This is a genomic window from Microbacterium phyllosphaerae (assembly GCF_017876435.1).
Taxonomy (GTDB): domain Bacteria; phylum Actinomycetota; class Actinomycetes; order Actinomycetales; family Microbacteriaceae; genus Microbacterium; species Microbacterium phyllosphaerae.
Map to the genome: position 1 here is coordinate 1013130 of NZ_JAGIOA010000001.1, position 25079 is coordinate 1038208.

Annotated in this window: 26 protein-coding genes; 14 read left to right on the top strand and 12 right to left on the bottom strand. The window is 68.7% G+C overall.

What is annotated here, in order from left to right:
• The first annotated feature begins 52 nt into the window (after window positions 1-52).
• The 7 genes from JOF42_RS04840 to JOF42_RS04870 all read left to right on the top strand — a co-directional run bounded on the left by JOF42_RS04840 (window position 53) and on the right by JOF42_RS04870 (window position 5722).
• Window positions 53-679 carry a PadR family transcriptional regulator gene (locus JOF42_RS04840; RefSeq protein ID WP_210096823.1) on the top strand — a complete coding sequence of 209 codons (627 nt, stop codon included), beginning with the start codon at window positions 53-55 and terminating at the stop codon, window positions 677-679.
• Window positions 676-2250: a DHA2 family efflux MFS transporter permease subunit gene (locus tag JOF42_RS04845; protein ID WP_210096824.1), complete on the top strand. Its 1575-nt coding sequence runs from the start codon at window positions 676-678 to the stop codon at window positions 2248-2250. The genes JOF42_RS04840 and JOF42_RS04845 overlap by 4 nt, the downstream gene beginning before the upstream one ends.
• Window positions 2251-2385: 135 nt before the next feature.
• Window positions 2386-2610: a DUF4160 domain-containing protein gene (locus JOF42_RS04850; RefSeq protein ID WP_210099082.1), complete on the top strand. Its 225-nt coding sequence runs from the start codon at window positions 2386-2388 to the stop codon at window positions 2608-2610.
• Complete coding sequence (locus JOF42_RS04855; protein WP_245340725.1) at window positions 2591-2827, top strand: DUF2442 domain-containing protein; 237 nt, start codon at window positions 2591-2593, stop codon at window positions 2825-2827. The genes JOF42_RS04850 and JOF42_RS04855 overlap by 20 nt, the downstream gene beginning before the upstream one ends.
• 40 nt (window positions 2828-2867) lie before the next feature.
• Window positions 2868-3398, top strand: a complete 531-nt coding sequence (locus JOF42_RS04860; RefSeq protein WP_210096825.1) for a GNAT family N-acetyltransferase — start codon at window positions 2868-2870, stop codon at window positions 3396-3398.
• A gap of 120 nt (window positions 3399-3518) precedes the next feature.
• Window positions 3519-4997 carry an amino acid ABC transporter substrate-binding protein/permease gene (locus JOF42_RS04865; RefSeq protein ID WP_210096826.1) on the top strand — a complete coding sequence of 493 codons (1479 nt, stop codon included), beginning with the start codon at window positions 3519-3521 and terminating at the stop codon, window positions 4995-4997.
• Window positions 4994-5722 carry an amino acid ABC transporter ATP-binding protein gene (locus tag JOF42_RS04870; RefSeq protein WP_210096827.1) on the top strand — a complete coding sequence of 243 codons (729 nt, stop codon included), beginning with the start codon at window positions 4994-4996 and terminating at the stop codon, window positions 5720-5722. Before JOF42_RS04865 ends, JOF42_RS04870 begins: the two co-directional genes overlap by 4 nt.
• A gap of 63 nt (window positions 5723-5785) precedes the next feature.
• Here JOF42_RS04870 and JOF42_RS04875 read toward each other — a convergent pair whose 3' ends face one another.
• The 4 genes from JOF42_RS04875 to JOF42_RS04890 all read right to left on the bottom strand — a co-directional run bounded on the left by JOF42_RS04875 (window position 5786) and on the right by JOF42_RS04890 (window position 9246).
• Window positions 5786-6652 carry an MFS transporter gene (locus JOF42_RS04875; RefSeq protein WP_210096828.1) on the bottom strand — a complete coding sequence of 289 codons (867 nt, stop codon included), beginning with the start codon at window positions 6650-6652 and terminating at the stop codon, window positions 5786-5788.
• On the bottom strand, window positions 6649-7113 hold the full coding sequence (locus JOF42_RS04880; protein ID WP_210096829.1) for a winged helix-turn-helix transcriptional regulator: 465 nt from the start codon (window positions 7111-7113) through the stop codon (window positions 6649-6651). Before JOF42_RS04880 ends, JOF42_RS04875 begins: the two co-directional genes overlap by 4 nt.
• A gap of 113 nt (window positions 7114-7226) precedes the next feature.
• Complete coding sequence (purD, locus tag JOF42_RS04885) at window positions 7227-8504, bottom strand: phosphoribosylamine--glycine ligase (RefSeq protein ID WP_210096830.1); 1278 nt, start codon at window positions 8502-8504, stop codon at window positions 7227-7229.
• Between the two features lie 61 nt (window positions 8505-8565).
• Window positions 8566-9246, bottom strand: a complete 681-nt coding sequence (locus tag JOF42_RS04890) for an NUDIX hydrolase (RefSeq protein WP_210096831.1) — start codon at window positions 9244-9246, stop codon at window positions 8566-8568.
• A gap of 85 nt (window positions 9247-9331) precedes the next feature.
• Here JOF42_RS04890 and JOF42_RS04895 point away from each other — a divergent pair, with 85 nt between their 5' ends.
• Window positions 9332-9703 carry a sterol carrier family protein gene (locus JOF42_RS04895; protein ID WP_210096832.1) on the top strand — a complete coding sequence of 124 codons (372 nt, stop codon included), beginning with the start codon at window positions 9332-9334 and terminating at the stop codon, window positions 9701-9703.
• 99 nt (window positions 9704-9802) lie between these two features.
• Here the strand turns inward: JOF42_RS04895 and JOF42_RS04900 are convergent, their stop codons facing one another.
• From JOF42_RS04900 to JOF42_RS04910, 3 genes are read right to left on the bottom strand one after another with little or no spacing between them, the layout of a single operon-like run.
• Window positions 9803-10597 carry a heme ABC transporter ATP-binding protein gene (locus JOF42_RS04900; protein ID WP_210096833.1) on the bottom strand — a complete coding sequence of 265 codons (795 nt, stop codon included), beginning with the start codon at window positions 10595-10597 and terminating at the stop codon, window positions 9803-9805.
• Window positions 10594-11667, bottom strand: coding sequence for a FecCD family ABC transporter permease (locus tag JOF42_RS04905; RefSeq protein WP_210096834.1), 1074 nt, complete (start codon window positions 11665-11667; stop codon window positions 10594-10596). The genes JOF42_RS04900 and JOF42_RS04905 overlap by 4 nt, the downstream gene beginning before the upstream one ends.
• Window positions 11664-12788: a heme/hemin ABC transporter substrate-binding protein gene (locus JOF42_RS04910; RefSeq protein WP_210096835.1), complete on the bottom strand. Its 1125-nt coding sequence runs from the start codon at window positions 12786-12788 to the stop codon at window positions 11664-11666. The genes JOF42_RS04905 and JOF42_RS04910 overlap by 4 nt, the downstream gene beginning before the upstream one ends.
• Window positions 12789-12951: 163 nt before the next feature.
• Here JOF42_RS04910 and JOF42_RS18175 point away from each other — a divergent pair, with 163 nt between their 5' ends.
• Window positions 12952-16422 (top strand): HtaA domain-containing protein, encoded by a 3471-nt coding sequence (locus JOF42_RS18175; protein ID WP_210096836.1) that lies wholly within the window; start codon window positions 12952-12954, stop codon window positions 16420-16422.
• A 103-nt stretch (window positions 16423-16525) separates the two neighbouring features.
• Complete coding sequence (locus tag JOF42_RS04920) at window positions 16526-16840, top strand: potassium transporter Trk (RefSeq protein ID WP_210096837.1); 315 nt, start codon at window positions 16526-16528, stop codon at window positions 16838-16840.
• Between the two features lie 16 nt (window positions 16841-16856).
• Here JOF42_RS04920 and JOF42_RS04925 read toward each other — a convergent pair whose 3' ends face one another.
• Window positions 16857-17489, bottom strand: coding sequence for a zinc-binding alcohol dehydrogenase (locus JOF42_RS04925; RefSeq protein ID WP_210096838.1), 633 nt, complete (start codon window positions 17487-17489; stop codon window positions 16857-16859).
• A gap of 62 nt (window positions 17490-17551) precedes the next feature.
• On the opposite strand from JOF42_RS04925, the gene purM reads away from it, so the two are divergent.
• The 3 genes from purM to JOF42_RS04940 are packed head-to-tail and all read left to right on the top strand — an operon-like array spanning window position 17552 to window position 21450.
• On the top strand, window positions 17552-18667 hold the full coding sequence (gene purM / locus JOF42_RS04930; protein ID WP_210096839.1) for a phosphoribosylformylglycinamidine cyclo-ligase: 1116 nt from the start codon (window positions 17552-17554) through the stop codon (window positions 18665-18667).
• Between the two features lie 6 nt (window positions 18668-18673).
• Window positions 18674-20146 carry an amidophosphoribosyltransferase gene (gene purF / locus JOF42_RS04935; RefSeq protein WP_210096840.1) on the top strand — a complete coding sequence of 491 codons (1473 nt, stop codon included), beginning with the start codon at window positions 18674-18676 and terminating at the stop codon, window positions 20144-20146.
• Window positions 20143-21450, top strand: coding sequence for an MFS transporter (locus JOF42_RS04940; RefSeq protein ID WP_210096841.1), 1308 nt, complete (start codon window positions 20143-20145; stop codon window positions 21448-21450). The genes purF and JOF42_RS04940 overlap by 4 nt, the downstream gene beginning before the upstream one ends.
• A 26-nt stretch (window positions 21451-21476) precedes the next feature.
• On the opposite strand, the gene JOF42_RS04945 is transcribed toward JOF42_RS04940, so the two are convergent.
• Window positions 21477-22298, bottom strand: a complete 822-nt coding sequence (locus tag JOF42_RS04945) for an MOSC domain-containing protein (RefSeq protein ID WP_210096842.1) — start codon at window positions 22296-22298, stop codon at window positions 21477-21479.
• 133 nt (window positions 22299-22431) lie between these two features.
• Window positions 22432-22620: a DUF3073 domain-containing protein gene (locus JOF42_RS04950; protein ID WP_045254362.1), complete on the bottom strand. Its 189-nt coding sequence runs from the start codon at window positions 22618-22620 to the stop codon at window positions 22432-22434.
• A 148-nt stretch (window positions 22621-22768) separates the two neighbouring features.
• On the opposite strand from JOF42_RS04950, the gene JOF42_RS04955 reads away from it, so the two are divergent.
• Complete coding sequence (locus tag JOF42_RS04955) at window positions 22769-23311, top strand: universal stress protein (protein ID WP_210096843.1); 543 nt, start codon at window positions 22769-22771, stop codon at window positions 23309-23311.
• Window positions 23312-23469: 158 nt separating this feature from the next.
• Here JOF42_RS04955 and JOF42_RS04960 read toward each other — a convergent pair whose 3' ends face one another.
• The gene (locus tag JOF42_RS04960) at window positions 23470-24096 is read right to left on the bottom strand and encodes a PadR family transcriptional regulator (protein ID WP_210096844.1); all 627 of its coding nucleotides are present in this window, start codon (window positions 24094-24096) and stop codon (window positions 23470-23472) included.
• The gene (locus tag JOF42_RS04965; protein ID WP_210096845.1) at window positions 24093-24932 is read right to left on the bottom strand and encodes a DUF4097 family beta strand repeat-containing protein; all 840 of its coding nucleotides are present in this window, start codon (window positions 24930-24932) and stop codon (window positions 24093-24095) included. The genes JOF42_RS04960 and JOF42_RS04965 overlap by 4 nt, the downstream gene beginning before the upstream one ends.
• Window positions 24933-25079 lie beyond the last annotated feature (147 nt).

Here is a 25079-nt window from a genome sequence, read left to right on the forward strand (position 1 = left end):
CGAGCCGTCAGAAGAGGCGTATAGTCCACATGGACTAATTGAGGTGGAGCACGTGTCGAAGGATCCTGTGGAGCGGTTGACCCCGATGGGCGTCATGGTGCTCGCGCTGCTGCGCGAGGGCGACATGCATCCCTACGAGATGGTGCGTCTGATGCGCTCGCGCCGCGACGAGCGCCTGTTGGCCATCACCAACGGCACGCTCTATCACACGGTCGGTCGACTGCAGCGGGAGGGCCTGATCGACGAGGTCGGCATCGACCGCGACGGCAACCGCCCGGAGCGCACCACCTACACGCTCACGGATGCGGGAACGGATGCCTTGATCGACTGGCTGCGACGCGAGCTGTCGACCATCGATCATCCGGCCGAGTTCCGCATCGCGCTCGCCGAGGCGCACAACCTCGAGCGCCCCGACGTGATCGACTGCCTCCGCTCTCGGCGTGCGGCTCTCGACGAGGGCCATGTGCAGCATCGCGATGGACTGATCGGCGCGCGCGCCAGGGCCGTTCCCGAGCAGGTGCTCGTCGAGTTCGAGCGCCAGGAGGTGCTGCTCGAGGCCGAGCTGCGCTGGCTCGACTCTCTGCTCGCTCGCCTCGAAGCCGAGGAGTTCGGCTGGGGTCCCACTGCTTTCGAGAACACAGACCGCTACCTCGCTCAGCGAAAGGCTGCACAGCAATGACCGATTCCTCCTCGACAGGACGCCCGCCCGTGGCATCCTCGTCGTCCGGTCCCTCGACCGGAACATTCGCCGCAGGGCACCGCCCCGCGAGCCCCTGGCCCGCCCTCTGGGCGCTGGTCATCGGCTTCTTCATGATCCTCGTCGACACCACGATCGTCTCGGTCGCGAACCCCGCGATCAAGGCGGCCCTCGACCCGACGACCAACAACCTCGACAACGTCGTGTGGGTCACGAGCGCCTATCTGCTCGCCTACGCGGTGCCGCTGCTGATCACCGGCCGCCTCGGCGACCGCTTCGGCCCCAAGAACATCTACCTCATCGGCCTCGCGATCTTCACGCTCGCCTCGCTGTGGTGCGGCCTGTCGAACTCGCTCGAGATGCTGATCGTCGCCCGCGCCGTGCAGGGTCTCGGTGCCGCGTTCATGACGCCGCAGACGATGGCCGTGATCACCCGCACCTTCCCGCCCGAGCGCCGCGGCGCAGCCATGGGCCTGTGGGGCGCGACGGCCGGTGTCGCGACGCTCGTCGGCCCGCTCGTCGGAGGCCTGCTCGTCGACGGCTTCGGCTGGGAGTGGATCTTCTTCGTCAACATCCCGGTCGGCATCGTCGCGTTCGTGCTCGCCTGGCGTCTCGTGCCGAAGCTGCAGACCAGCCCGCACCGCTTCGACATCCTCGGCGTGATCCTCAGTGCCGTCGCGCTGTTCCTCATCGTCTTCGGGCTGCAGGAGGGCGAGAAGTTCGACTGGGGCGTCATCTGGGGGCCGATCTCGGTGTGGAGCCTGATCATCACCGGACTGGTCGTGCTCGCGCTGTTCATCGTGCAGCAGGCGCGCACCCGCAGCGAGGCGCTGGTGCCGCTCGCGCTGTTCCGCGACCGCAACTTCTCGGGAGCCAACGTCGCGATCGCAGCGGTCGGCTTCACGGTGACGAGCATGTCGCTGCCGATGATGTTCTTCCTGCAGACGGCGCGCGGGCTCACCCCGACCGAGGCGGCGCTGCTGCTCATCCCGATGGCGGTGCTCTCGGGCGTGCTCGCCCCGTTCGCGGGCAAGCTGCTCGACCGCGTCGACCCGCGCATCATCCTCATCCCGGGCCTGCTCTGCGTGGTCGTCGCCCTGATCTGGTACTCGGCGCTGATCAACATGGACACCCCGATCTGGATGTTCCTGCTGCCCTCGGCCCTCATGGGCATCGGCAACGCGGGCATGTGGGGTCCGCTCGCGACCACCGCGACCCGCAAGCTGCCGCCGCGTCAGGCCGGCGCCGGTGCGGGCATCTACAACACGACCCGCACCATCGGATCGGTCATCGGCTCGGCATCCATCGCCGCCTTCATGCAGTCGCGTCTCGAGGCGAACCTTCCGGGTCTCGCCGATGCTCCGTCGGGCATCAGCGGCGGAAGCCTTCCTCCGCAGGTCGCGGAGGGGTTCGCTGCCGGCATGTCGCAGGCGATCCTGCTGCCCGCGTGCGTGATGGTCGTCGCACTCGTCGCCTCCCTGTTCCTCGGGCGGTACGACAAGGCGGATGCCACGGCATCCGCGCCGGCGGAGGCGCCCGCTCCCGCGGCGTGACCCACGCCTGACCACGAGCCGGGTCTTCTGCACAATCGTGCGGAGGGCCCGGCTTTCACCACTCCCCGGGAGGCCGTCACCAACCCGACTCGATCGGGGCATGACGCTGGCTACCGTCGGTCCGTGCCGACGGTCATGCGCATTCGCGGATACCGATTCTTCTTCTACAGCAACGAAGGATCGGAGCCTCCGCATGTGCACGTAGAGCATTCCGGAATGACTGCCAAGTTCTGGCTTTCGCCCGTAAGCTCGGCGTCAAGATCGAGGTTCAGTGATGATGAACTGCGCGCTCTGCAGCGTCTCATCGAGCGTCATGAAGTCCGTTTCGAGGAGGCGTGGCATGAGCATTTCGGTGGATGACGCGGTCGCGGTCGACGTGACGATCGACGACCACGAGATGCACGTGCGCATCAGGGATGGGCGGACGATCAGTGCTTCCCTCGAGCGGTTCCCTCGTCTTGCGCGGGCGAGCGTCGAAGATCGGGCGGAGTGGCGACTGATCGGGTCCGGGGAGGGCATCCACTGGAACCGGCTCGACGAGGACGTCTCGATCGCAGGACTCCTGCAGCTCCGCTGAGCGGTTTGCGGAGGCCGCGTCGGTGTGATGTCATCGGGCGATGACGATCGAGCTCACGAGGCCCACCACCGACCTGTTCGACTCCTGGGCGGCAGCCGTCGCCGAATTCGGCGAGAGCCACATCGACGGGTCGGGTCTCCAGGCGCCCGTCACCCCGGATCACGCGACGCTCGATGCCCTGATCGAGAAGTCAGAGCTGCTCTCCGACACCACCGCGCAGTTGCCCGAGGATGCCGTGCACAACGACCTGTACTGGGTCGTCGACGACGGAGAGGTCGTCGGCTTCCTCTCGTTCCGGCACGAGCTCAACGACTACCTGCGTGAGGTCGGCGGCCACATCGGCTACGCCGTGCGGGAATCACGTCGTCGTCGGGGCTATGCCTCGGCTGCCCTGCGTCTCGGCCTCGACCGTGCGCGCGAGATCGGACTCGATCGGATCATGGTGAGCTGCGACGACGACAACGTCGGCTCCTTCCGGACGATCGAGGGGGCGGGAGGCGTGCTGCAGGACGTCCGTGTGCGGCCCGAGCACGGAGACGCACCGGTGCGCCGCTACTGGATCACGCTGTAGCGGGGAGCCTGCGCAGCGCCCTCGGAACACGGCGACACGCCGTCGCCGGTTAGGGTGGATTCTCGACGACCATCCCGGTGGCAGCATCCTGTCGCCCATCCGATCCGAGGAGAATCCGTCGTGATCCCACATCCTTCTTCCGCGTCTGCGCGTCTGCGCACGCTCGGACGCACCGTCGGGGCGATGGCGCTCACGGCGTTCATCGCGGCCGGCGCGCTGCTCGGCGGAGCCTCCGCCGCGACCGCCGCCGACGACACCGAGAAGTACGTCATCGGCACCGACACGACGTTCGCGCCGTTCGAGTTCACCGATGAGAGCGGCGAGCTCGTCGGCATCGACATGGATCTGCTCCGAGCGATCGCGAAGGACCAGGGCTTCGAGGTCGAGATCCGACAGCTCGGATTCGACGCCGCGGTGCAGGCCCTTCAGGCCAACCAGGTCGACGCCGTCATGGCGGGCATGTCGATCACCGACGAGCGCGAGAAGACGTTCGACTTCAGCGACCCGTACTTCACCAGCGGCATCCAGCTGGGCGTGCTCGACTCGAGCGACATCCAGTCGCTCGACGACCTCGACGGTGAGGCGGTGGCGGTCAAGACCGGCACGCAGGGCCAGACCTTCGCCGAGGAGAACAAGGACGAGTACGGCTTCCGCATCACGCCGTACCAGGACACCACCGACATGGTGGATGCCGTGAAGGCCGGCCAGGCCGTCGGCTACTTCGAGGACTTCCCGGTGCTCGCCTACGGCATCCAGCAGGGATCGGGCTTCCGCCTGATCGGAGAGCCGGAGCTCGGCGGCGAGTACGGCTTCGCGGTCAACAAGGGGCAGAACCCCGAGCTCATCGAGATGTTCAACGAGGGACTGAAGAACCTCCAGGCGTCCGGCGAGTACGACAAGATCGTCGACAGCTACCTCTCCGGCGGTGAGGAGACCACGCAGGCCACCGACATCTTCTCCGTCGCCGTGAAGTACTGGCCCGCTCTCATGGAGGGGCTCTGGCTCACGATCCTCGCGACCCTCGTCGCGATCGTCGCCGCCTTCATCCTCGGCCTCATCTTCGGCTTCGGTCGCGTCTCGGCCTTCGCGCCGTTCCGCTGGGTCGCTACGGCGTACGTCTACGTCTTCCGTGGCACACCGATCCTCGTGCAGGCGTTCTTCGTGTTCTTCGCCATCCCGCAGCTGTTCCCCGGGCTCACGTTCAACCCGTTCGTCGCGGGTGCGATCACGCTCTCGCTGAACACGGGTGCGTACATGACCGAGATCATCCGCGGAGGCATCCAGGCCGTCGACCCCGGCCAATCCGAGGCGTCGCGCTCGCTGGGCCTCGGCCACTGGAAGACCATGCAGAAGGTCGTGCTGCCGCAGGCGTTCCGCATCATGATCCCGTCGTTCGTGAACCAGGGCATCATCACCCTCAAGGACACGTCGCTGATCAGCGTGATCGGTCTCGCCGAGCTCACGTTCGTGTCGCGCCAGATCATCGCTTCGACGTACCTGTCGGCGCAGGTGCTGACGATCGTCGCCATCATCTACTTCGTCGTGATCACGCTTCTCACGCTGCTCGCGAACCGCCTGGAGAGGAAGTTCAACGCATGAGCAAGATCGAGGTCAAAGGCCTGCACAAGTCGTTCGCCGACAACCACGTGCTCAAGGGGATCGACCTGACGGTCGACGACGGCGAGGTCATCGCGGTCATCGGTCCGTCCGGTTCGGGCAAGTCGACTCTGCTGCGCTGCCTCAACAAGCTCGAGGAGCCGACGTCGGGTCACGTCATCGTCGACGGCGTCGACCTGACCGACAAGAGCGTCAAGCTCGACGAGGTGCGCCAGCGCATCGGCATGGTGTTCCAGCACTTCAACCTGTTCCCGCACATGACCGTGCTCGAGAACATCACGCTGGCGCCGATCGAGCTCGGCAAGCTGTCGAAAGCCGAGGCGAAGGAGCGGGCGCTCGCGCTGCTCGATCGCGTGGGCCTGGCCGAGAAGGCGGATGCGAAGCCGGCATCGCTCTCGGGCGGTCAGAAGCAGCGCGTGGCGATCGCCCGCGCGCTCGCGATGGACCCGGAGATCATGCTCTTCGACGAGGCGACCAGCGCTCTCGACCCCGAGATGGTCGGCGAGGTGCTGCAGGTCATCCGCGACCTGGCATCCGGCGGCATGACGATGGTGCTCGTGACGCACGAGATGGGCTTCGCTCGCGAGGTCTCGGGCCGCACGGTGTTCATGGACGGCGGAGTCGTCGTCGAGGAGGCGCCGCCGGCCGAGCTGTTCGGTGCTCCGAAGAACGAGCGACTGAAGGACTTCCTGTCGAAGGTGCTCTGAGCGGTCACCCCGTGTCGAAGGCCCCCATCCGGTATCGGGTGGGGGCCTTCGTCGTGCAGCGGGTCAGTCGGGTACGACCGAGGCCGGATGCCGACGGATCGTCGCGCTGACGAGAGCGGCGACCGCGCAGAGGCCGGCGGCCGCGAACCAGGCCACCGTGTACTGCCCGGTGTGGTCGCGCACCAGTCCGGCGAGGACCGACGCGATGCCGGCACCGATCTGGTGCGACGCGAACACCCAGCCGAACACGAGTGGCCCGCGGTCGCCGAAGACCTCACGGCAGAGCGCGATGGTCGGCGGCACGGTGGCGACCCAGTCGAGGCCGTAGATCACGATGAAGACGACGATGCTCGGCTGCACCTCGGCTGACAGGAGGCTCGGCAGGAACAGCAGGCTCACCCCGCGCAGCGCGTAGTACGCGGCGAGCAGGATGCGGGGATTCACCCGGTCGGTCAGCCAGCCCGAGACCAGGCCTCGCCGCGTCGCGAACCACGTGTCGGTGATGGTCGCCGCGAACACCAGTGCCATCGACCCGGTGCCGAGACCGATCAGCACGCCCCACGTCAGGATGAGCTGTGCCGGGGTGGCGACGAAGACGCTCAGCGCGGCACCGGCTCCGATCACGAACAGTGCGGTGACGGTGACGGACCGGATGCCGAAGCGCTGCATCAGGGCGGCTGCGAACGGTGCGGTGAGCCCAAACAGCAGCAGGTTGACGGTCACGGCGAGGGAGAGCTCGGCGGTGGTCCAGCCGAACTCGTCCTGCAGGGGCAGCATGAGCACGCCCGGTGCGGCACGGAATCCGGCGGCACCGATCAGGGCGATCAGGGCGACGAGAGCGACGATCCAGGCCGGGTGGATTCGGCGCGGTCGCTGTCCGGGAGCTGTTGCGGACAACTCCGCAGGCTCGTCGACCGATTCGGCGGTCATGCCGCGCTGCCGGTGATGAGGTCGAACGGCTCGCCGCCCATGCTTCGCCGCGACCAGCGGGTGCTGTCGGCATCGAGGGGTGCGGCGCACTGCGAGCACCAGTCGGAGGATGCCGCGACCTCGCCGCAGCGTGCGCAGCTGACCGTGAGTCCCCAGGGCCCGTCGGGGTCGGTCATGCGCGAGAACCGCGCGTGGGCGTGCAGGATCGGCAGGGTCTCGCGGCCGGCGTGGGTGAGACGGTAACCGGGGTCGCCCTGCGCGACGAGGCCGGCCTCGGTCATCGACGCGAGGCGTCGAGCGAGCACGGAGTCGGCGGCTCCGGTGGCATCCCGCAGCTGATCGAAGCGCGTGCGGCCCGAGAACATCTCGCGCAGGATCAGCAGCACCCACGGGTCGGCGAGCACATCGGCGGCGCGGGCGATCGGACACGTGGCGGTCGACCAGTCTGAGCGGAGCGGCATCCGTCAACTTTCTTGAAGAAAGTCGGCAGAGTCAAGAGTTGTCGAAGGGTATGGCGGAATCCCTGCTCGAATCGGCAGGAATGCGACGAGCCTGAGGGCTCCGACGACCAGGACTACTCCGCGACGCGGGCCGCGATGTCGGTGCGGAAGTGCGAACCGTCGAGGCGGATGCGGCCGATCGCCTCGTAGGCGCGGTCGCGAGCGGTGCGGAAATCGGATGCCACGGCGACGACGTTCAGTACACGGCCGCCCGTCGCGACGAGGGATCCACCGGGGGCGTCAGGGCTCGCGGTCGCGGCGTGCACGAGACGGACGCCCTCGACCGCCGCGGCGTCGGCGAGGCCCTCGATGGGACGACCGGTCTGCGGGGCCTCGGGGTACCCCTCGCTCGCAAGCACGACGGTGATCGCGACGTCGTCGCTGAAGACCGGCTCCGGCTGATCTTCGAGAGTGCCGGATGCCGCGGCGAGCAGCAGCTCCGAGAGCGGCGTCACGAGACGCGGCAGCACGATCTGGGTCTCGGGGTCGCCGAAGCGAGCGTTGAACTCGATCACGCGCACGCCGGCGGGCGTGAGGATGAGGCCGGCGTAGAGCAGGCCGATGAACGGCGTGCCCTCGCTGTCGAGCTGGCGGATGACGGGGAGCGCCACGTCGCGCGTGACCTCCTCGACGAAGGCCTGCTCGCTGCCGAACTGGTCTGCGAGCCAGGGCAGCGGCGAGTACGCGCCCATGCCGCCGGTGTTCGGACCCTCGTCGCCGTCGAGTGCGCGCTTGAAGTCCTGCGCGGGGCTGAGGGCGCGCACGGTGTCGCCGTCGCTGAGGAAGAACAGCGACACCTCGGGGCCCGAGAGGAACTCCTCGATCAGCACCGGGCCGGACGGCAGGTAGTGCGCGGCGTGGGCGAGGGCGTCGCTGCGCTCGGACGTCACGATGACGCCCTTGCCCGCTGCGAGCCCGTCGGCCTTGACCACGTACGGCGCACCGAGGTCGTCGAACGCGGCCTCGACCTCGGCGGTGGTGGTGGCGCGCACCGCGCGACCGGTGGGCACGCCCGCGGCATCCATGATCCGCTTCGCGAACGACTTGGATCCCTCGAGCTGCGCGGCGGCCTTGCCGGGGCCGAATACCGGGATGCCGTGCGCACGCAGCACATCGGCGACTCCCGCGACCAGCGGCGCCTCGGGGCCGACGACCACGAGGTCGATGGCGTGCTCGTTCGCGAACGCGGTCACCGCGGCGCCGTCGAGCATGTCGACCGAGACGGGGGTCGCATCCTGCGCGATACCGGCGTTGCCGGGGGCGACGAAGATCTCGTGCTCCGCCTTCTCTGCTCGCAGAGCGAGGATGATCGCGTGCTCACGGGCACCGGAACCGAGGACGAGAATCTTCACCCGTCCAGACTACCGAGGCGGGCGCGCGGGTTTCGGCGGGTTGCGTTCCGCCCGCACAGGCTCAGAGTTCGATCGGGCGCTCGATCGACGGATCCCAGTCCGAGGTCCAGCCGGTCGCGTCGAACAGGGCGTCGAGCACCATCGCGGTGAACCCCCACACGATCGTGCCGTCGACGTCGAACGCGGGGCCGCGCCAGGTGCGCCCCATGCGGTGGATCGTCGAGGTGAACCGGGTCTCCGGGTCGAGCAGCTGCGCGACCGGAACCCGGAACACGTCGACCGTCTCGGCGTGGTCGACGGCCGCGACGCGCGAGGGGGAGCGCCACCAGGCGAGCACCGGGGTGACCAGGTGGTTGCTCGCGGCGAGGGGGATCTCGGGCAGGGTGGCCAAGACCTCGACACCTGAGGGGTCGAGTCCGGTCTCCTCCTCGGCTTCGCGCAGGGCGGTGGCGACGGAGTCGTCGTCCGCGGGCTCCACTCGGCCGCCGGGGAACGACACCTGTCCCGGATGCGACGACAGGGTCGCTGCGCGGCGCTGCAGCAGCACATCGAGGTCGGCCGCGACGGTCGCCTCGTCGCTCTGAGCCGGAATGCTGTCGAGCCGGCCGAACAGCACGAGCACGGATGCCGGATGGGCGGTGCCCACGACGGGCGGGAACGGCCTCGCCCAGGCCTCGTGCCGCTGCGTCGCCGCGAGCAGCTCGGCTCTCGCGCCGTGCAGGGTATCGGGATTCTGGCTCATCGCCTCGAGCCTATGCCCGTGCAGAGTCGTGAGGGCGGACGGCTCGGGGCGGTGCCTTCCGATGAGCCGGGCGTAGCCTGATCCCATGCCCTCCAGGAAGATCGACATCATCGACGGACGCGCGGCCCTCGATGCGGTGCGGCGAGCGGATGCCGCCGGCGAGAAGCCGCAGCGCACCGATCTCGCGACCGCCGTGCGGTACCTGCTGCAGCTGCTCGACGAGAAGGCCCCGGGCAACAGCGTCGAGGTGCGGGTGCCGCCGTTCGGCGCGGTGCAGGTGATCCAGGGGCCTCGGCACACGCGGGGGACCCCGCCGAACGTCGTCGAGATGGACGCAGCGACCTGGATCGCCGTCTCCACGGGCACGGAGCACTGGTCGGATGCCGCGGCATCCGGTCGTATCAGTGCCTCGGGCACGCGCGCCGACCTCTCCGACGTGCTGCCGCTGCGCCCCTGACCGGCCTTCGAGTCGCGCACTTTGCAACTTCCGACGTCTGGAAATTGCAAAGTGCGCGATTCGAAAGCGGCAGCAACGGCGGCTGCGGCAGCGACGGCGTCAGAGTCCGCGGCGAGCGACCACCAGCCGCACACCCGTCACCGGATGCGGGAACACGTCGACCGGCTGTCCGTAGACGGCCTCGATCCGCTCGGCCGTGAGCACGTCGGCGGCCGACCCCGTCGCGGCGACCCGGCCCTCCGACAGCAGCGTGACCCGGTCGGCATGGGCGAGCGCCGCGTTGAGGTCGTGCAGCACGATCGCGACGGCGATGCCCGCATCCGCTTGCCCGCGGATCAGCCGCATGACGTCTTCGTGGTGCTTCAGGTCGAGCGCGGCGGTCGGCTCGTCGAGCAGCAGGATGCCGGTGCTCTGCGCGATGACGCGGGCCAGTGCGACACGGGCGCGCTCTCCGCCGGACAGTGACGTCACCGCACGCGACGACAGTGACAGCACCTCGGTCGACGCCATCGCCGCGGACACGATCTCGTCGTCGTCATCGGCCGCGCCCGTGCGCGCCCACGGTGCCCGACCCATGCGCACGACCTGTTCGGCGCTGAACGGGAACGACACCGCATTCTCCTGCAGCAGCACCGCTCGGGCTCTCGCCATGTCCTGCGCGCGGATGCCGCCGATCGGCGCCCCATCGAGTGCGACCTCGCCGGATGACGGGCTCACCTCGCCCGCGAGCACGCCGAACAGCGTCGACTTGCCTGCGCCGTTGGGGCCGACCAGCGCGTGGATCTCGCCCGCCCTGACCTCGATCGATGCGTCGTCGAGGATCGCGCGCTCGCCGCCGACGAGCACGGTGACGCCGGTCGCCTGCAGTCGGACGGCGGTGTCGGCGACGCTCATGCCCATCCTCCCGACCGACGCCGCGTGCGCACGAGCAGCCAGAGGAAGAACGGTCCGCCGACGAGCGAGGTGATCATGCCGATGGGTAGATCGGCCAGCGGAACCGCCGTGCGGGCGACGAGGTCGGCGACCGCGATCAGCAGCGCGCCGCCGAACGCCGAGGCGATCATGAGCGGCAGATGCGCGGGGCCGATGATCATGCGCATCAGGTGCGGCACGACGAGACCCGCGAAGCCGATGATGCCGGCGAAGGCGACGGCGGCGCAGACCAGCACCGCGACCGTGACGATCACGACCATGCGCAGCAGCTCTACGTTGACGCCGAGATGACGAGCGGTGCGCTCGCCGAGGGCGAAGAGGTCGAGCTGGGGCGACACGACCAGCGCCACGACGATGCCGATCGCCACGAGCGGAGCGACCAGGGCGACGTTCGACCACAGCGCCCCGTTGAGCGAGCCGAGCTGCCAGAAGACGATCTGCTCGCGCGTCGACGTCGTGCCGAGAAAGGTGAGGAAGGCCATGCCGGCGCCCGCGATCGCGTTGATCGCGATGCCCGTGAGGAGCAGGGTGACGACCTCCGTTCGGCCACCCGAGCGACTGATGAAGTAGACCGCGAGCACGGCCACGAGCCCTCCGAGGAACGCGAATGCCGGGGTGGTCCACATACCGAATGAGGCGAGGCCGAGCGTGATGCTCGCGGCGGCGCCGAGCGCCGCGCCCGACGAGACACCCACGACACCGGCATCCGCCAGCGGGTTGCCGAAGATCGCCTGCATGAGCACACCCGACACGGCGAGGGCCGCGCCGACGAGCAGTCCGAGTACGAGGCGGGGCAGGCGCAGGTTGTAGATCACGCCGTAGTCGGTCGCCTCGGTCGGGGCCCAGGCGGTGTCGATGCTGATGCCGCGCAGCAGCACCCCGATGAGGTCGGTCGGGGAGAGCGAATACTGTCCGCTCGTGATCGACACGATGCAGGTGACGAGGAGAGCGGCGAGCAGCCCGATGATGACGAGTGTGAAGCGCAACCCGCGGTGTCCCGAAGGCGTGCGGGTGACGACCTCGCCGCTCACTTCGCGGACTCGGATGTCGCGGACTCGGGGGCGTAGAGCGCGCGGGCGATCGCTCCGATCACGTCGGCCGAGCGGGGGCCGAAGCTGAGGATCTCACTGTCGGCCATGTCGATCACGCGACGGTTGGCGCCTGCCGGAGTCTCGGCGATCGCGGGGATGCGCTCGATCAGGCCGTCGATGCCGTCGACCGACTCGAGCCCGTCGGTCATCATCACGAGCACGTCGGGCTTCGCGGCGACGAGCGCCTCGGCGGTCATCGGCTTCATCCCCTCCCAGCCGATCTCGGCCGCGACGTCGACCCCTCCGACCGCGTCGATCAGAGAGTCGGCTCCCGAGTCCTCGCCGAAGATGTAGTAGATGTTCGCGTTGCCTCGCACGTAGAGGAACAGCATCCGTGCCCGGTCTGCGACATCCGTCGGCACGACCGCGGCGATCTCTGCCAGCGCGTCGTCGAGATCGGCGTCCAGGCGCTCGATCAGGGCGGCACCGCGCGAGGGCACGCCGAGGGCCGTGGCGATCTCGGTGACCAGCTCGTCGGTGGTGTCGAGGCGTCGGTCGCTCGAGATCACGACGATCGCGATGCCGGCATCGCGCAGCTGCTGACGGATCTCCTTGGGGCCGATCGTGGTGTCGGTGAGGATGACGGTGGGGGCGAGTTCGAGGATCGCTTCCGCGTTCAGTGTGTGGCCCGACTTCGTGACCACAGGCAGGTCTTCGGTGCCGGCGAACATCGTCGACGAGTCGCGCCCGACGACCTGGTCGCCGAGGCCGAGCGCGAAGACGGTCGAGGCGATGGTGCCCGAGATGTCGATCGGCAGGATGCGGTCGACATCGGTGATCTCCACCTCGCGACCCTCGCTGTCGGTGACGGTCACGGGGAGCTCCGGCGCTGTGTCGTCGGTGACGGGCTCGATCGCATGGCTCGAGAGGCAGGCCGTGGATCCGCCGGTCGCGCCGCGTACGTCGTCGACGAGGTCCAGATCGGCGAGGGGGACGGATGCCTGGGGGCAGGCGTCGACGGCGTCGGTCCGCTGTGGTGCGGCGGACGCCCCGGGGTCTGCGCACGCGGAGAGTCCGACGGCCAGAGCGGCAGCGAGAAGGAGGGCTGAAACGCGTCGCATTAGGCAAGGCTATCCTAAAACTTGACTGGACCTTGCGGCCGCCTCTAATCTCAGGAATGGAGCTTACTTAGCTAAGCCTAACCAACAATCACCCTCTCGCCCGACTGCATAGCGGCACCGCCGGCGCGCGCTCGTTCGCGTGCCCGCAGCCGTCTGGAGAATCGTGAACGCCACAGCCACAGCATCCACGGGGAGCAGCCGCATACGCGTGCTGGTCGCCGCCCTCGTCTCCTTCCTCCTGATCGCGGCGGGCGCGGTGATCGTCCCGCCCGCGCACGCGGCGGGCGGATCCGTCGCCGCCTCCGTGACCTCTGCGAGCACCACCGGCGTCACGGTGCAGGTCGACGCCTCGGGTCTTCCCGAGGTCGCGAGCGTCTACGCCGCGCTGATCGTGAAGGGCACCGAGAGCGGACTCTCCGGCCCCGGTGGTGGCTACGCCGCGTTCGCGCAGCCGTTCCCGGCGGTCGCCGCGGGGGCGAGCTCGTTCACGCTGACCGCTCCGGCCGGATCCCTCGACCGCACCGAGGTCTACGAGGTGCTCATCTGGCAGCAGCACTCGGTGCCCAACGCCGACACGATCTACGCCCGCGGCGACGTCGCCATCTCGGGCGCGCAGTGGGATGCCGTGTTCGGCGCCGAGACGACGGACCCGGGAACCGACCCGGGAACCGACCCGGGCACGGACCCGGGAACCGACCCCGGTACGGACCCGGGAACCGACCCGGGCACGGACCCGGGAACCGACCCCGGCACTGACCCGGGCACGGACCCCGGCACCGATCCCGGCACTGACCCCGGCACGGACCCGGGCACGGATCCGGGTACCGACCCGGGCGAGGTCGAGCCCGCGGCTCCCTCGATCCAGGTCTTCCTCGCGGATGGCACGACGCCTGCGGCGACGACCGCTCTGAAGGCGGGCGACAAGGTCGTGGTGAAGGGGGCCGGCTACGACCCGACGGCGAACGTGGGCGGACGCGGAGTGCCGATCCCGGCGAACCTTCCGCAGGGCACGTATGTCGTGTTCGGCAACTTCGCCTCGACGTGGCAGCCCTCGACGGGAGCCGCCGGTTCGACGCGTTCGGTGGGCTCGCAGATGTGGGCGCTCTCGGAGGAAGTCCTGAACCAGGTGCCGTCGCAGTACCAGGCCGCGATCCGCTCGCAGTGGGTCGACATCGCCGCCGACGGCACGTTCCAGGCGACGCTGACGCTGAAGGATTCCGCCGCGACCCCCGGCTCGTACGGCGTCTACACCTACGGCGCCGGTGGCGTGACCAACGCGGCCCAGGAGCAGAGCGTCGCGCTCAACTACGGACTCACGGCCGCGGTGACTTCGGCGGTCAAGAGCGCCACCGCGACCGAGGGCCTGACGGTCACCGCTGCGGGGTCGAAGCTCGGTGACATCACCGGTGCGTACGTCGCGCTGATCGAGAAGGGCACCGAGGTCGACGTCACGGCCGGTGGCGGCTTCCTCGCCATGGAGTTCGTGCGGGGTATCAAGGGTGGCTCGTTCACCGTCGATCTGAACACGCCCGCGGCGACGCTCGACCGCACCAAGACCTACGAGGTCATCGTGTGGCAGCAGCACACCCTGCCGACGGCGACCACGATCTACGCCCGCTCGACCGTGAAGATCACGGACGGACAGTGGACCGCCCTGCTCGGATCCCCGGATGCTCCGACCGTGAAGACCACGGTCAAGACGGCGACCGCCGCTGACGGTCTGACGGTCACTGCTGCCGGCTCGAAGCTCGGCGAGATCACGGGTGCGTATGTGGCTCTGATCGAGAAGGGCACCGAGGCCGACGTCACGGCCGGAGGCGGCTTCCTCGCGATGCAGTACGTCCGTGACATCACGTGGGGGGCCTTCACGGTCGACCTCAACACGGCGGCGGCGACGCTCGATCGCACGAAGACCTACGAGGTCATCGCGTGGCAGCAGCACACGCTGCCCACGGCCGACACGATCCAGGCACGCTCGACCGTCGCCATCACCGATGCGCAGTGGGACGCGCTGTTCGGCACGAAGCCTCCGACGCCGAAGCCCCCGGTGACCACTCCGACCAAGCCTGCGGCCACCGTGCCCGGTGGCTCGCTGCGCTGGGCGATCTCGTCGTCGTTCACGAAGTACGTCGTCGGCGACATCGCGAAGGGCGCGATCGACGTGTCGGGTGGAGCGACGCGCTCGGGCGGGCTCTTCCAGTTCGGCCAGACCGTCGGCGGCGACTACAACGCGTCGACCGGTCTCGGCAGCGTCGTCTACCGCGGTTCTGTGCGCTTCACCGGTCATGCCGGCGTGCTCGACGTCACGGTCTCGAACCCGCAGATCAGCGTCACGTCCACGAGTGCGGCGACGCTGTACGTCACCCACGCCGGATCGCGGGTCGCGTTCGCGACGCTCGACCTCTCCCGTGCGACGGTGACGAAGGCGAACGGCGCGGTCACCTACTCGGGTGCTCCCGCCGCTCTCACGGCGGAAGGCCGCAGCACGGTGCTGTCGGGCTTCTCGACGAACCTCGATCCGGTGTCCTTCACGATCGGCTCGGTGGCGGCAGCGCCCTCGGGCACGACCGGAACCGTCGCCGCGGCCGTGGTGAAGGCCAAGGCGACGCTCCCGTCGACTCCGCCGGCGACCACCGGCATCGAGATCGCCGAGAGCGAGCTCGAGGCACTGCAGTCCGGCAAGACCGCGACATTCTCGGCATCCGGGTTCCAGCCGAACGAGACGGGCATCAAGGTCGTCGTCTACTCGACCCCCGTGCTGCTCGACACTGTCTCGGCGGATGCCGCCGGCGTCGCGACCTGGACGGGAACGCTGCCCGCGAGCCTGGAGGACGGCGCGCACACGCTGACCCTGCAGGGCTCGGTCACTCGGGGACTCGAATTCACCCTGGCCCGGGAGACCGCGGCGATCGGTGCGTGCACCGTCGACGGCGCCACGCTCCACTGGGGCTACAAGGAGTCGTTCCGCACCTACATCGAGGGCATCGCCGCAGGCGGCTGGACGCTCACCGATGTCGCGTACCAGTACCCGGACTACGTCTGGGAGAGCGGCACCGGCTCGTTCGACGACGAGACCCTCACCGGGCTCGTCACGTTCGGAGGCAGCATCACCTTCACCGGTCACGGCGGCGCGCTGAACACGACCCTGGCGAACGCACGGGTCGAGCTCGCCGGCGACACGGGATACCTCGTGTTCGACGTGCTCGGCACCACGCAGGACGGCCAGAGCGTCGATCAGAAGGCGGTCCGCCTGGCCGAGTTCGCTCTCGGAGACGCGGCCGTCGTCGACGGAGCGCTCTCGCTCGACGCGATCCCGACGACCCTCACCGAGGCGGGTGCTGCCGCATTCGGCACCTACGCCGCCGGCGAGGAGCTCGATCCTGTCACCGCGCAGGTCCCGGTCGCCGAGGACTGCGGCGTCGCGGCGCCCGAGGAGGACGAGCCCGCCGAGTCCGAGGGCACGGCAGCTGCGGCATCCGTCACGGCTGTCACCGACTCGGAGGGCGCACCGGTGTGGCCCTGGATCGTCGGAGGCCTCGTGATCGTGGTGCTCGCCGTCGGCGGGGGTGTCCTGATCGGACGCCGCACCAGGGCGACGCCCGAGAGCGCCGAGGTCACGACCACCGAGGTCTGATCCGCTTCAGAACTGCATCGCCCTCCCCGCAGCGGACGCGGGGAGGGCGATGCTCTGCGCAGACGGGGGAGCGACCCACAGCCAACGGTGGGACAATGGATGCATGTCCTCTCATGATTCCTCCCAGACGGTCGAGGCGACCGTCCGACGCGTGCCTCGGTTCGGCGTGTTCATGGGCATCGGAGTCGTGCTCGGGATCATCGCCGCAGGCATCCTCACCATGGTGGGCAGCTACGAGCCGTCCGACGCCGTCAACGTCGTCTACCCTCCCGGCCAGGTCTTCGGATTCCTGCTGCTGTGGACGGTGCCGATCGGCTTCGCGCTCGCGAGCATCGTCGCCCTCATCCTCGAGCGCACCGCACGGCGCCACGACCGCGTCGTGCACGTCGAGCATGAGACGATCATCGAGAACGACTGACCGCGACGCTCCGTCGCTACGCCAGTTCGGCGATGATCGGCCGGATGGCCGCGTCGAACGACACGACGTCGCGTCGCAGGCCGTCGGTGACCGCCACCGTCAAGGCGCCGATCCACCAGATGCCGCGCTGCGAGAACGGCAGCACCTGCACGTTGAGTTCGAACGAGTGCGCGCGGCGTCCGATGTCGCGCTCGAACTCGGCGATCGCCGACGCGTAGGCGCGATACGCCTCGCCACCGATCGTGCCGTTGCCCGACCGGCTCGCCATCGAACTGCGGATCGATGACACGTAGCGGTCGTGCGCGACGCGGGCGTAGTGCAGGGTGGATGCCGCGTGCGGTGTGATCGCCTCGGTCAGCTGCTCCGACCCGGATGCCGGCAGCGCGACGAGCGTGTCGAAGCCCTCGACGAGCTCGAGCGGAACGTCCGACGGGTGGGCGCGGGGCTCGACCGTCATGTCCCAGTACTCCCGCCACTGCTTCTCGAGGTCGGGAGTGACCTCGGTGGCGTCGGGCGCTCTGACGGGCAGATCCCGCAGGCTCGGCAGGTCTTCGGGGGCCCGGATGCCGAGCGATTGCCGCAGCGCGAGCGCGACGAGCACCGGAACGCTCGCGTCCTCGCGGATCAACCACTGCGGCTTGTCGGCCATGGCCCCATCGTAGGAGATCGAGGGAGGGGAGAGGAGGGCTCGGCGGGCGGTAGGCTTGACGGGTGGCTGCCTCCCCCACCAATCCCTATTCCGAAGCCGGCGTCGATACCGCTGCAGGCGATCTCGCCGTCGAGCTGATGAAGTCCTCCGTGCGCGCGACGCACGGCCCTGAAGTGCTGGGCGGTGTCGGCGGATTCGCCGGGCTGTTCGACGCGAGTGCACTGCGCGACTTCCGTCGCCCACTGCTCGCGACCAGCACAGACGGTGTCGGCACGAAGGTCGCCATCGCGCAGGCCATCGACAAGCACGACACGATCGGCCAGGACCTGGTCGGCATGGTCGTCGACGACATCGTCGTGGTGGGCGCCAAGCCGCTCTTCATGACCGACTACATCGCGTGCGGCAAGGTCTTCCCGCAGCGCATCGCCGACATCGTGCGCGGCATCGCCGAGGCGTGCACCGCCACCGGCACCGCGCTCATCGGCGGCGAGACCGCCGAGCACCCCGGACTCCTCGGCCCGCGCGACTACGACGTGGCAGGGGCCGCGACCGGTGTCGTCGAGGCCGACGGCATCCTCGGTGCCGACCGCGTGCAGGACGGCGACGTCGTGATCGCCGTCGAGTCCAGCGGACTGCACTCCAACGGCTACTCGCTCGTGCGTCACATCGTCACGAACGCCGGAATCGGCTACGGCGACAACGCCGCCGACTTCGGCAAGACCTGGGGCGAGGCTCTTCTCGAGCCGACGCGCCTCTACACGCTGCCGCTGCTGCGCCTGATCGAGCAGCTCGGCGGGGGAGTGCACTCGCTCAGCCACGTGACCGGCGGTGGCATCGCGGCCAACCTCGCGCGCGTGCTTCCGCAGGGCAGCTGGGCCGAGGTCGACCGCAGCACCTGGTCGCCGAGCCCGGTCTTCCGCGTGCTCAGCGACATCGCAGGCTCCACGCTGGAGTCGGCCGAGGGCACCTGGAACCTCGGCATCGGATTCCTCGCGATCATCGCGGCCGACAAGAAGGATGCCGCGATCGCGGCCCTCGCGGCCGAGGGCATGCCCGCGTGGCAGGTCGGAACCGTGGGCTTGGGCGCGCGCCCGTCCGGAGAGTTCGAACAGGGCGCCAAGGGCGTCGACGGTGGAGCAGTGCGCCTGGTCGGCGCCTACGCGGACGGAGCGAAGTAAGAGCCCATGTGCGGCATCGTCGGAATGGTGGGCTCTGCCCCGGTCAATCAGGACATCTACGACGCCCTCCTGCTGCTGCAGCACCGCGGCCAGGATGCGACGGGAATCGCCACAGCTGAGGCGAACGGCGTCATGCACAACGCCAAGGCGCAGGGCATGGTCCGCGAGGCGTTCCGCACCCGCGACATGCGGGGACTGCTCGGCAACGTCGGGCTCGGTCATGTGCGCTACGCGACGAAGGGCACGGCCTCGAACGAAGAGGAGATGCAGCCGTTCTACGTGAACGCGCCGTACGGCATCATCCTCATCCACAACGGCAACCTCACGAACACGCGTGAGCTCACCGCCGACATGGCCAAGCGCGACCGCCGTCACCTCAACTCCTCGAGTGACACCGAGCTGCTGCTCAACGTGCTCGCCGGTGAGCTGCAGAACACGACCTCGACGGTCGACCTCGACGCGGAGCGCATCTTCGAAGCCGTCGAGCGCACGCACGAGCGCATCGAAGGCGCCTACGCGGTCATCGCGGTGATCGCCGGATACGGTCTGCTCGCGTTCCGCGACCCGTTCGGCATCCGCCCCCTGATCCTCGGTCGCCGTCCCTCGACGGTCGCCGGCGCCGAAGGCCGTGATGAGTGGGTCGTGGCCAGCGAGTCGCTCGTGCTCGAGAACGCCGACTACGAGGTCGTGCGCGAGGTCGAGCCCGGCGAGGCGATCTTCATCACGAGCGAGGGCGAGCTGCACGCCAAGCAGTGCGCCACCGAGACCACGCTCGCGCCGTGCGCGTTCGAGTACGTGTACCTCGCGCGTCCTGACTCGGTCATGAACGGCGTCTCGGTCTACGAGTCGCGTCTGCGCATGGGCGACAGGCTCGCCGACACGATCGCGAAGCACGTGCCGATGGACAAGATCGACGTCGTCATGCCGATCCCCGACTCCGCGCGCCCCGCCGCCATGGAGGTCGCCCGCAAGCTCGGCATCGAGTACCGCGAGGGCTTCTACAAGAACCGTTACGTCGGTCGCACCTTCATCATGCCCGGCCAGGCCGTGCGCAAGAAGAGCGTGCGTCAGAAGCTCAACGCGATGTCCACCGAGTTCCAGGGCAAGAACGTGCTGCTGATCGACGACTCGATCGTCCGAGGCACGACGTCGAAGCAGATCATCCAGATGGCACGGGATGCCGGAGCCACCTCGGTCACGTTCGCCTCGGCGGCGCCGCCCGTGCGGCATCCGCATGTCTACGGCATCAACATGCCGTCGCGTCACGAGCTCATCGCCCACGGCAGGACGATCCCCGAGATCGCCGAGGAACTGGGCTGTGACCACCTCGTCTACCAGGAGGTCGAAGACCTCAAGGCGGCGATCATCGAGGGATCCGTGCTCAGCGACCTCGACATGAGCTGCTTCGACGGCCGGTACGTCACCGGCACCGTCTCCGACGAGTACCTCGCGTGGGTGGAGGGGTCGCAGACCTCGTGACCTCAGCTGCGCAGCCGCTCTGGCGCGGACGCGCGCTCGCGTTGGTCGGCATCGTGCTGGTCGCGTTCTCGCTGCGATCCGCCGTCGCTTCGCTGTCTCCGGTGATCGACCACATCGCCGAGGACTTCCCCGTCTCGTCGGTCGTCGTCGGCCTCATCGGCGCAGCACCTCCCGTGTGCTTCGCCGTGTTCGGCCTGCTGACGCCGCTGTTCGAGCGGCGGTTCGGCCTCGAACGGGTGGCCGTCGTCGCGATCGCCCTGATCGCCGCCGGTCTGCTGCTGCGCAGCCTCGCCGTCGATTCGACGTCGCTGCTCGCCGCGACCGCCGTGGTGTTCGGGGGCGTCGGCTCGGGCAACGTGCTGCTGCCCCCACTGGTCAAGAAGTACTTCCCCGATCGCCTCGGTCTGATGATGACCGTCTACTCGACCACGATGGCAGTGTCGACCTTCGTGCCGCCGCTGGTCGCCGTGCCGATCGCCGACACGGCGGGATGGCGCGTGTCGCTCGGCCTGTGGGGCGTCTTCGCCGCGATCGCTCTCATTCCCTGGGTGGCGATGCTCGTCGCGCATCGGACGGATGCCGTCGCGGCTGCGCCTTCGCGAGCCGAGCAGGCGTCATCTGAGGCGGCGGCCGAGGAGTACGACGCCGCGTCCATGGCGACCGGCCCGATCGTCACGACGCCGGCGAACCCTCGTGTCTTCGGGCGGCTGTGGCGTCTGCCGATGGCCTGGTCGATCGCTCTCGTGTTCGGTGCGTCGTCGACCATGGCCTACGTGTCGTTCTCGTGGCTGCCGACGATCATGATCGATGTGGGCGGGGTCTCGCCGTCGAACGCCGGACTGCTGCTGTCGCTGTTCGGCCTCATGGGTCTGCCGTGCTCGCTGCTGGTGCCGATCCTCATCGTGCGGTTCCAGGCGACACGCCCCGTCTTCTTCATCGCGATCGCTGCGGGACTCGTCGGCCTGGCCGGCATCCTGTTCCTGCCCACTGTGGCACTGCCGCTGTGGGTCGCGCTGTTCGGCCTCGCGCCGGCGCTGTTCCCGCTCGCTCTGGTGCTGCTCAGCATCCGCGCTCGCACGCCCGAGAGCGCCGTCGCGCTCAGCGGGTTCGTGCAGAGCATCGGCTATGCGGTCGCCGCCGTCTTCCCGCTGCTGATCGGTCTGCTGCACGACGCGACCGACAGCTGGCTGATCCCGCTGTGGCTGCTCGTCGGAGTGTTGGTCGCGGTGATCCCCGCCGGATGGATTGCCGGGCGGCGCCGCACGATCGAAGAGGACTGGGAGCGCCGGTACGGCCGCTGGTGACGCGTGCGCGGTGCCGGCCTGACGAGTCAGCGGCTGCGGACCTCGTCGCCGATACGGATGCTGCCGCCGGCCCACGGGCCGGATGCGTCGGCCGGTGAGGCGCCGGGAAGAAGCAACCGGCCGAGGGTGGGCTCGTCCTGCGCGAACGAGGCGGTGAGCGTCTTCAACACCTTGGCGTCGCGCACCCCGGTGTCGGGATTCGCGTGCGTCGCCAGGCAACGCACGATCGGACCCGCGGTGTCGAACGCGATGTCTCCGACGGTCACCTCTCCGGTCCAGTCGAGTTCCGACCAGGCGTCGGCGTCGCCGACGACGATGTTCGAGCGGAACCGGCGGTCGTCGACGTCCATGCCGAGAGCATGGCCCAGGGCGTTCACGCTGCTGCGGGTGTGCACGGAGACATAACCGCGTTCCCGATCCTGGAACCGCGACGTCACCCCGTCGCCGACGAGGGTGAGCGGCAGCCGTCCGGGTCGCTGGATGCGGCGGCCTTCGGCGGTACCGAGGACGAAGTCGGTCACGGCGTCGGCCAGTTCGATCCGTCCGGCGTCGTCGAGTCCCGCTTCCACGAGGATCGAGCCGGCGTGCTCGATGCGCACACGGAGTCGCTCGTCGTCGTAGTCGGTGCGGAGCGCCGCGAGGGCCGGGAAATCCTGCAGCGAGAGCCCCTTCGCCTTGGGCCAGTAGTCGAGGCCGTCACGGTCTTCCGGGGTCGTCGCATCCGCGAAGCGGAACGCCAGGACGCGATCACCCGCGATCCTCCCGTCGGCCTGCACGGTGAGCGAGTCGACGGACTCGGCCGTGAAGCCCTTGATCGGATGACGGTAGAGCGAGACGACGTGAGCCATGGGGTGATTCTCTCAACTGGGTCGCGAACGGAGCGGCGGTCGGTGGGAGATGACGTCGCGGTGTTCCAGGATTCTGGGCACGACGAAACCCCCGTGCGTCACACGGGGGAGTCGACGACGAACGAAAGGGCGGTCAGGCCTTTTCGAGTTCGTCCTCGTCTTCGTCCGCATACTCGTCGGCCCACTTGTCGACGTATGCGTCTTCAGAGTCGCTCGGGTGCGCGAGTTCGCGCTCGAGCGCCGAGTAGTTCACCGACGGACTGAACGACTTCAGTTCGCGGGCGATCTTGGTGTGTTTCGCCTTTTGACGGCCACGGCCCATGCCTGAGACCCCCTCACGAGTTAAGCTGCGGGCGACCAGCGCCCGAGTCATTCACGACACCGGCTGAAGGCCGGTAAGAGTAGCATTCAGAATAGCACGCGGCTAGACCGCACTGGCCCGTTGCCCGCTGGTGAAGGGAGCGATCATCATGACCGACAACACCTCCACGCCCTCCGATGAGGCCGCGCAGAACGCGACACTGCAGAAAGCAGTCATCGTCGGGATGCAGCCGGGGCAGGCCAGACGAGTGATCGACGAAGCGGCGCGTTTCGCCCGGCTCCTTCGCGTGCCGCTCGTCGTGGCGCACGTCGACGTCACGCGCTTCGTGACGTATGAGGATCCGGACGGGTACGTGCACTCGGCGCCCATCGACATCAACTTCGAGGCCGGTACTGCCGAGTTCGAGGCTGTGCAGTCCGAAGCGGCCGCTGCTCTCGACGGCACGGGGTTGACGTGGACGGCGCGTCAGCTGGTCGGCGATCCGGCGCTCGCCATCAAGGCGCTCGCCAACAAGCTCGATGCCCAGCTGATCGTGGTCGGCACGCGCAAGCGCGGCATCGGCGAGTCCATCCGGGAGTTCTTCACCGGATCCGTCGCGGCTCGGCTCGCGCACCGTCAGCATCGCTCGGTCCTGGTCGTGCCGCTCGAAGAGCCGGTACCCGACTCGCAGCCCGAGATCTGGACCGAGTAGGTTCCGCGCGTCGTCGGTGCGGATGGCTGGTCGATTCCCGTTCGGCTGATCACGTCGATCGGACGGCCCCGCCCGCCGGGGAATCATCAGCCACCTGAAACGCCGAAGTCCCTCTCGTCGCGTGACGGGAGGGACTTCGGATCGCGTGAGGGGTGACGTCAGCGCCCGAGTGACGCCAGTGCGGTCGTGATGCCGCGGGCTGCGGCATCCAGTCCGTCCTCCAGCTGCGAGACCACGGATGCCGGCAGAGTGCCGCCCTTCGCGATGTGAGTACGCAGGTCGGTGCGCACGCGTGCGCGGAAGGCGTTGATGACGGCATCCGCCCTGTGCATCTCTTCGCGCGTGATGATGCGCTCGTCGTCGCCCGCGGTGCGGGGGCGGGACTTGGATGCCGCGCGGTCGTCCTTCTCGGCGGTGGCGAGGTCGGCGCGGAGGCTCTTCATCGCCTCCTGCACGCTCTGGCGAACCTCGTTGGCGATCAGGCGCACCGAGTCGGTGAGCCCTGCCTCGATGCCGGCCAGGTCGCCCTCGCGTGATGCGAGCTCGGCGCGTCCGGCATCCGTGATCGCATAGATCGTGGTGCGGCCGTCGACTGTCTTCGTGACCAGTCCCTCTTCCTCGAGCTTGGCGAGTCGGGGGTAGATGGTGCCGGCGCTCGGCGTGTACGTGCCGCCGGTGCGGTCGGTCAGCGCCTGGATGATCCCATATCCGTGCTGCGGGGCCTCGGCGAGCAGCGAGAGCAGGTAGAGCCTCAGGTCGCCGTGCGAGAAGACTGCGGGACTCATGCTTCCCACTCCGCATCATTCGTGATCGACTCGGGCGAGCGGCGCAGAACGGTCACGCCACCCGAGACCGAGTTGGCGCGCAGGTCGACGAAGCGTCCGGCGAGCTCGCCGGTCGAGCCGGTGTAGTTGTTGATGCCGGACGAGCCGCGCTCGATGCCGTCGATCAGCAGGCGGCCGCTGAGTGAACGGATGACGTAGTTCGCGGCAAGCGACTCATCGAGGCGCACGGTCGTGCCGCCCGAGACCGAGTTGACGTTGATGGTGTTGACGTCGCCCGCGGCGTCGACGAGCGTCGAGCCCGACACGATGTCGACGGTCGCGCGGCGGATCGTGCCGGTGACGGCGACGTCGCCCGAGACGCTGTTCGCGCTGATCGATCCGGTGAGCCCGCGCACCTGCACGTCACCCGAGACCGAGTTGACGGTCAGGTCGCCGATGAGGGTGTCGACGATGAGGTCGCCCGAGACGGTGTTGAGGCGGGCGTCGTTGCGGATGCCCGAGATGAGCGCGCCGGCGCTGACGACGCCGAGGTTGAGGGCGATCGAACGGGGGACGGCGACGCTGACCTCGGCCTTAGGACCGCCCGAGCCGAAGTTGCGGAACACTTCGAGGAAGTTGTCCCAGCCGAGCTGCGGGTGGTCGATCTCGACCTCGCCGTCGTTCGACTCGATACGGAGGTCTTTCGTGGTGACGCCGTGCACTTCGATGCGGATGCCGGGTTCGTCGTGCGCGATGACGTCGACCTGGCCGCCGACCAGACCGATCTTCAGCCGGGTGACGTTCTCGATGTCGATCACACGTTCTTCACCGGGGGCGATGAGCCACTTCTCGGTCATGTCTGCTTCTCCTGTGTTGAGTGAACACGATATATCGTGTTCCGACAGAGTAACACGATATATCTCGACTTTGTCAAGAGGGTGGGCTCGCGGTCGCAGTTGTGGCCCCTCGATCCGGCTCCGGTCGCAGTTGCGGCCGTCTGAACC

Coding starts and splice junctions, on each gene's coding strand:
- JOF42_RS04870 (WP_210096827.1), top strand. CDS start 4,994: ATGAGCAAGATCGAGGTCAAAGGCCTGCACAAGTCGTTCGCCGACAAC.
- JOF42_RS04955 (WP_210096843.1), top strand. CDS start 22,769: ATGACCGACAACACCTCCACGCCCTCCGATGAGGCCGCGCAGAACGCG.
- purF (WP_210096840.1), top strand. CDS start 18,674: ATGTGCGGCATCGTCGGAATGGTGGGCTCTGCCCCGGTCAATCAGGAC.
- JOF42_RS04875 (WP_210096828.1), bottom strand. CDS start 6,652: ATGACCGCCGAATCGGTCGACGAGCCTGCGGAGTTGTCCGCAACAGCT.
- JOF42_RS04920 (WP_210096837.1), top strand. CDS start 16,526: ATGTCCTCTCATGATTCCTCCCAGACGGTCGAGGCGACCGTCCGACGC.
- JOF42_RS04965 (WP_210096845.1), bottom strand. CDS start 24,932: ATGACCGAGAAGTGGCTCATCGCCCCCGGTGAAGAACGTGTGATCGAC.
- JOF42_RS04850 (WP_210099082.1), top strand. CDS start 2,386: ATGCGCATTCGCGGATACCGATTCTTCTTCTACAGCAACGAAGGATCG.
- JOF42_RS04950 (WP_045254362.1), bottom strand. CDS start 22,620: ATGGGCCGTGGCCGTCAAAAGGCGAAACACACCAAGATCGCCCGCGAA.
- JOF42_RS04845 (WP_210096824.1), top strand. CDS start 676: ATGACCGATTCCTCCTCGACAGGACGCCCGCCCGTGGCATCCTCGTCG.
- JOF42_RS04900 (WP_210096833.1), bottom strand. CDS start 10,597: ATGAGCGTCGCCGACACCGCCGTCCGACTGCAGGCGACCGGCGTCACC.
- JOF42_RS04880 (WP_210096829.1), bottom strand. CDS start 7,113: ATGCCGCTCCGCTCAGACTGGTCGACCGCCACGTGTCCGATCGCCCGC.
- JOF42_RS04945 (WP_210096842.1), bottom strand. CDS start 22,298: ATGGCTCACGTCGTCTCGCTCTACCGTCATCCGATCAAGGGCTTCACG.
- JOF42_RS04960 (WP_210096844.1), bottom strand. CDS start 24,096: ATGAGTCCCGCAGTCTTCTCGCACGGCGACCTGAGGCTCTACCTGCTC.
- JOF42_RS04890 (WP_210096831.1), bottom strand. CDS start 9,246: ATGAGCCAGAATCCCGATACCCTGCACGGCGCGAGAGCCGAGCTGCTC.
- JOF42_RS04910 (WP_210096835.1), bottom strand. CDS start 12,788: ATGCGACGCGTTTCAGCCCTCCTTCTCGCTGCCGCTCTGGCCGTCGGA.
- JOF42_RS04895 (WP_210096832.1), top strand. CDS start 9,332: ATGCCCTCCAGGAAGATCGACATCATCGACGGACGCGCGGCCCTCGAT.
- JOF42_RS04925 (WP_210096838.1), bottom strand. CDS start 17,489: ATGGCCGACAAGCCGCAGTGGTTGATCCGCGAGGACGCGAGCGTTCCG.
- JOF42_RS04855 (WP_245340725.1), top strand. CDS start 2,591: ATGAGCATTTCGGTGGATGACGCGGTCGCGGTCGACGTGACGATCGAC.
- JOF42_RS04860 (WP_210096825.1), top strand. CDS start 2,868: ATGACGATCGAGCTCACGAGGCCCACCACCGACCTGTTCGACTCCTGG.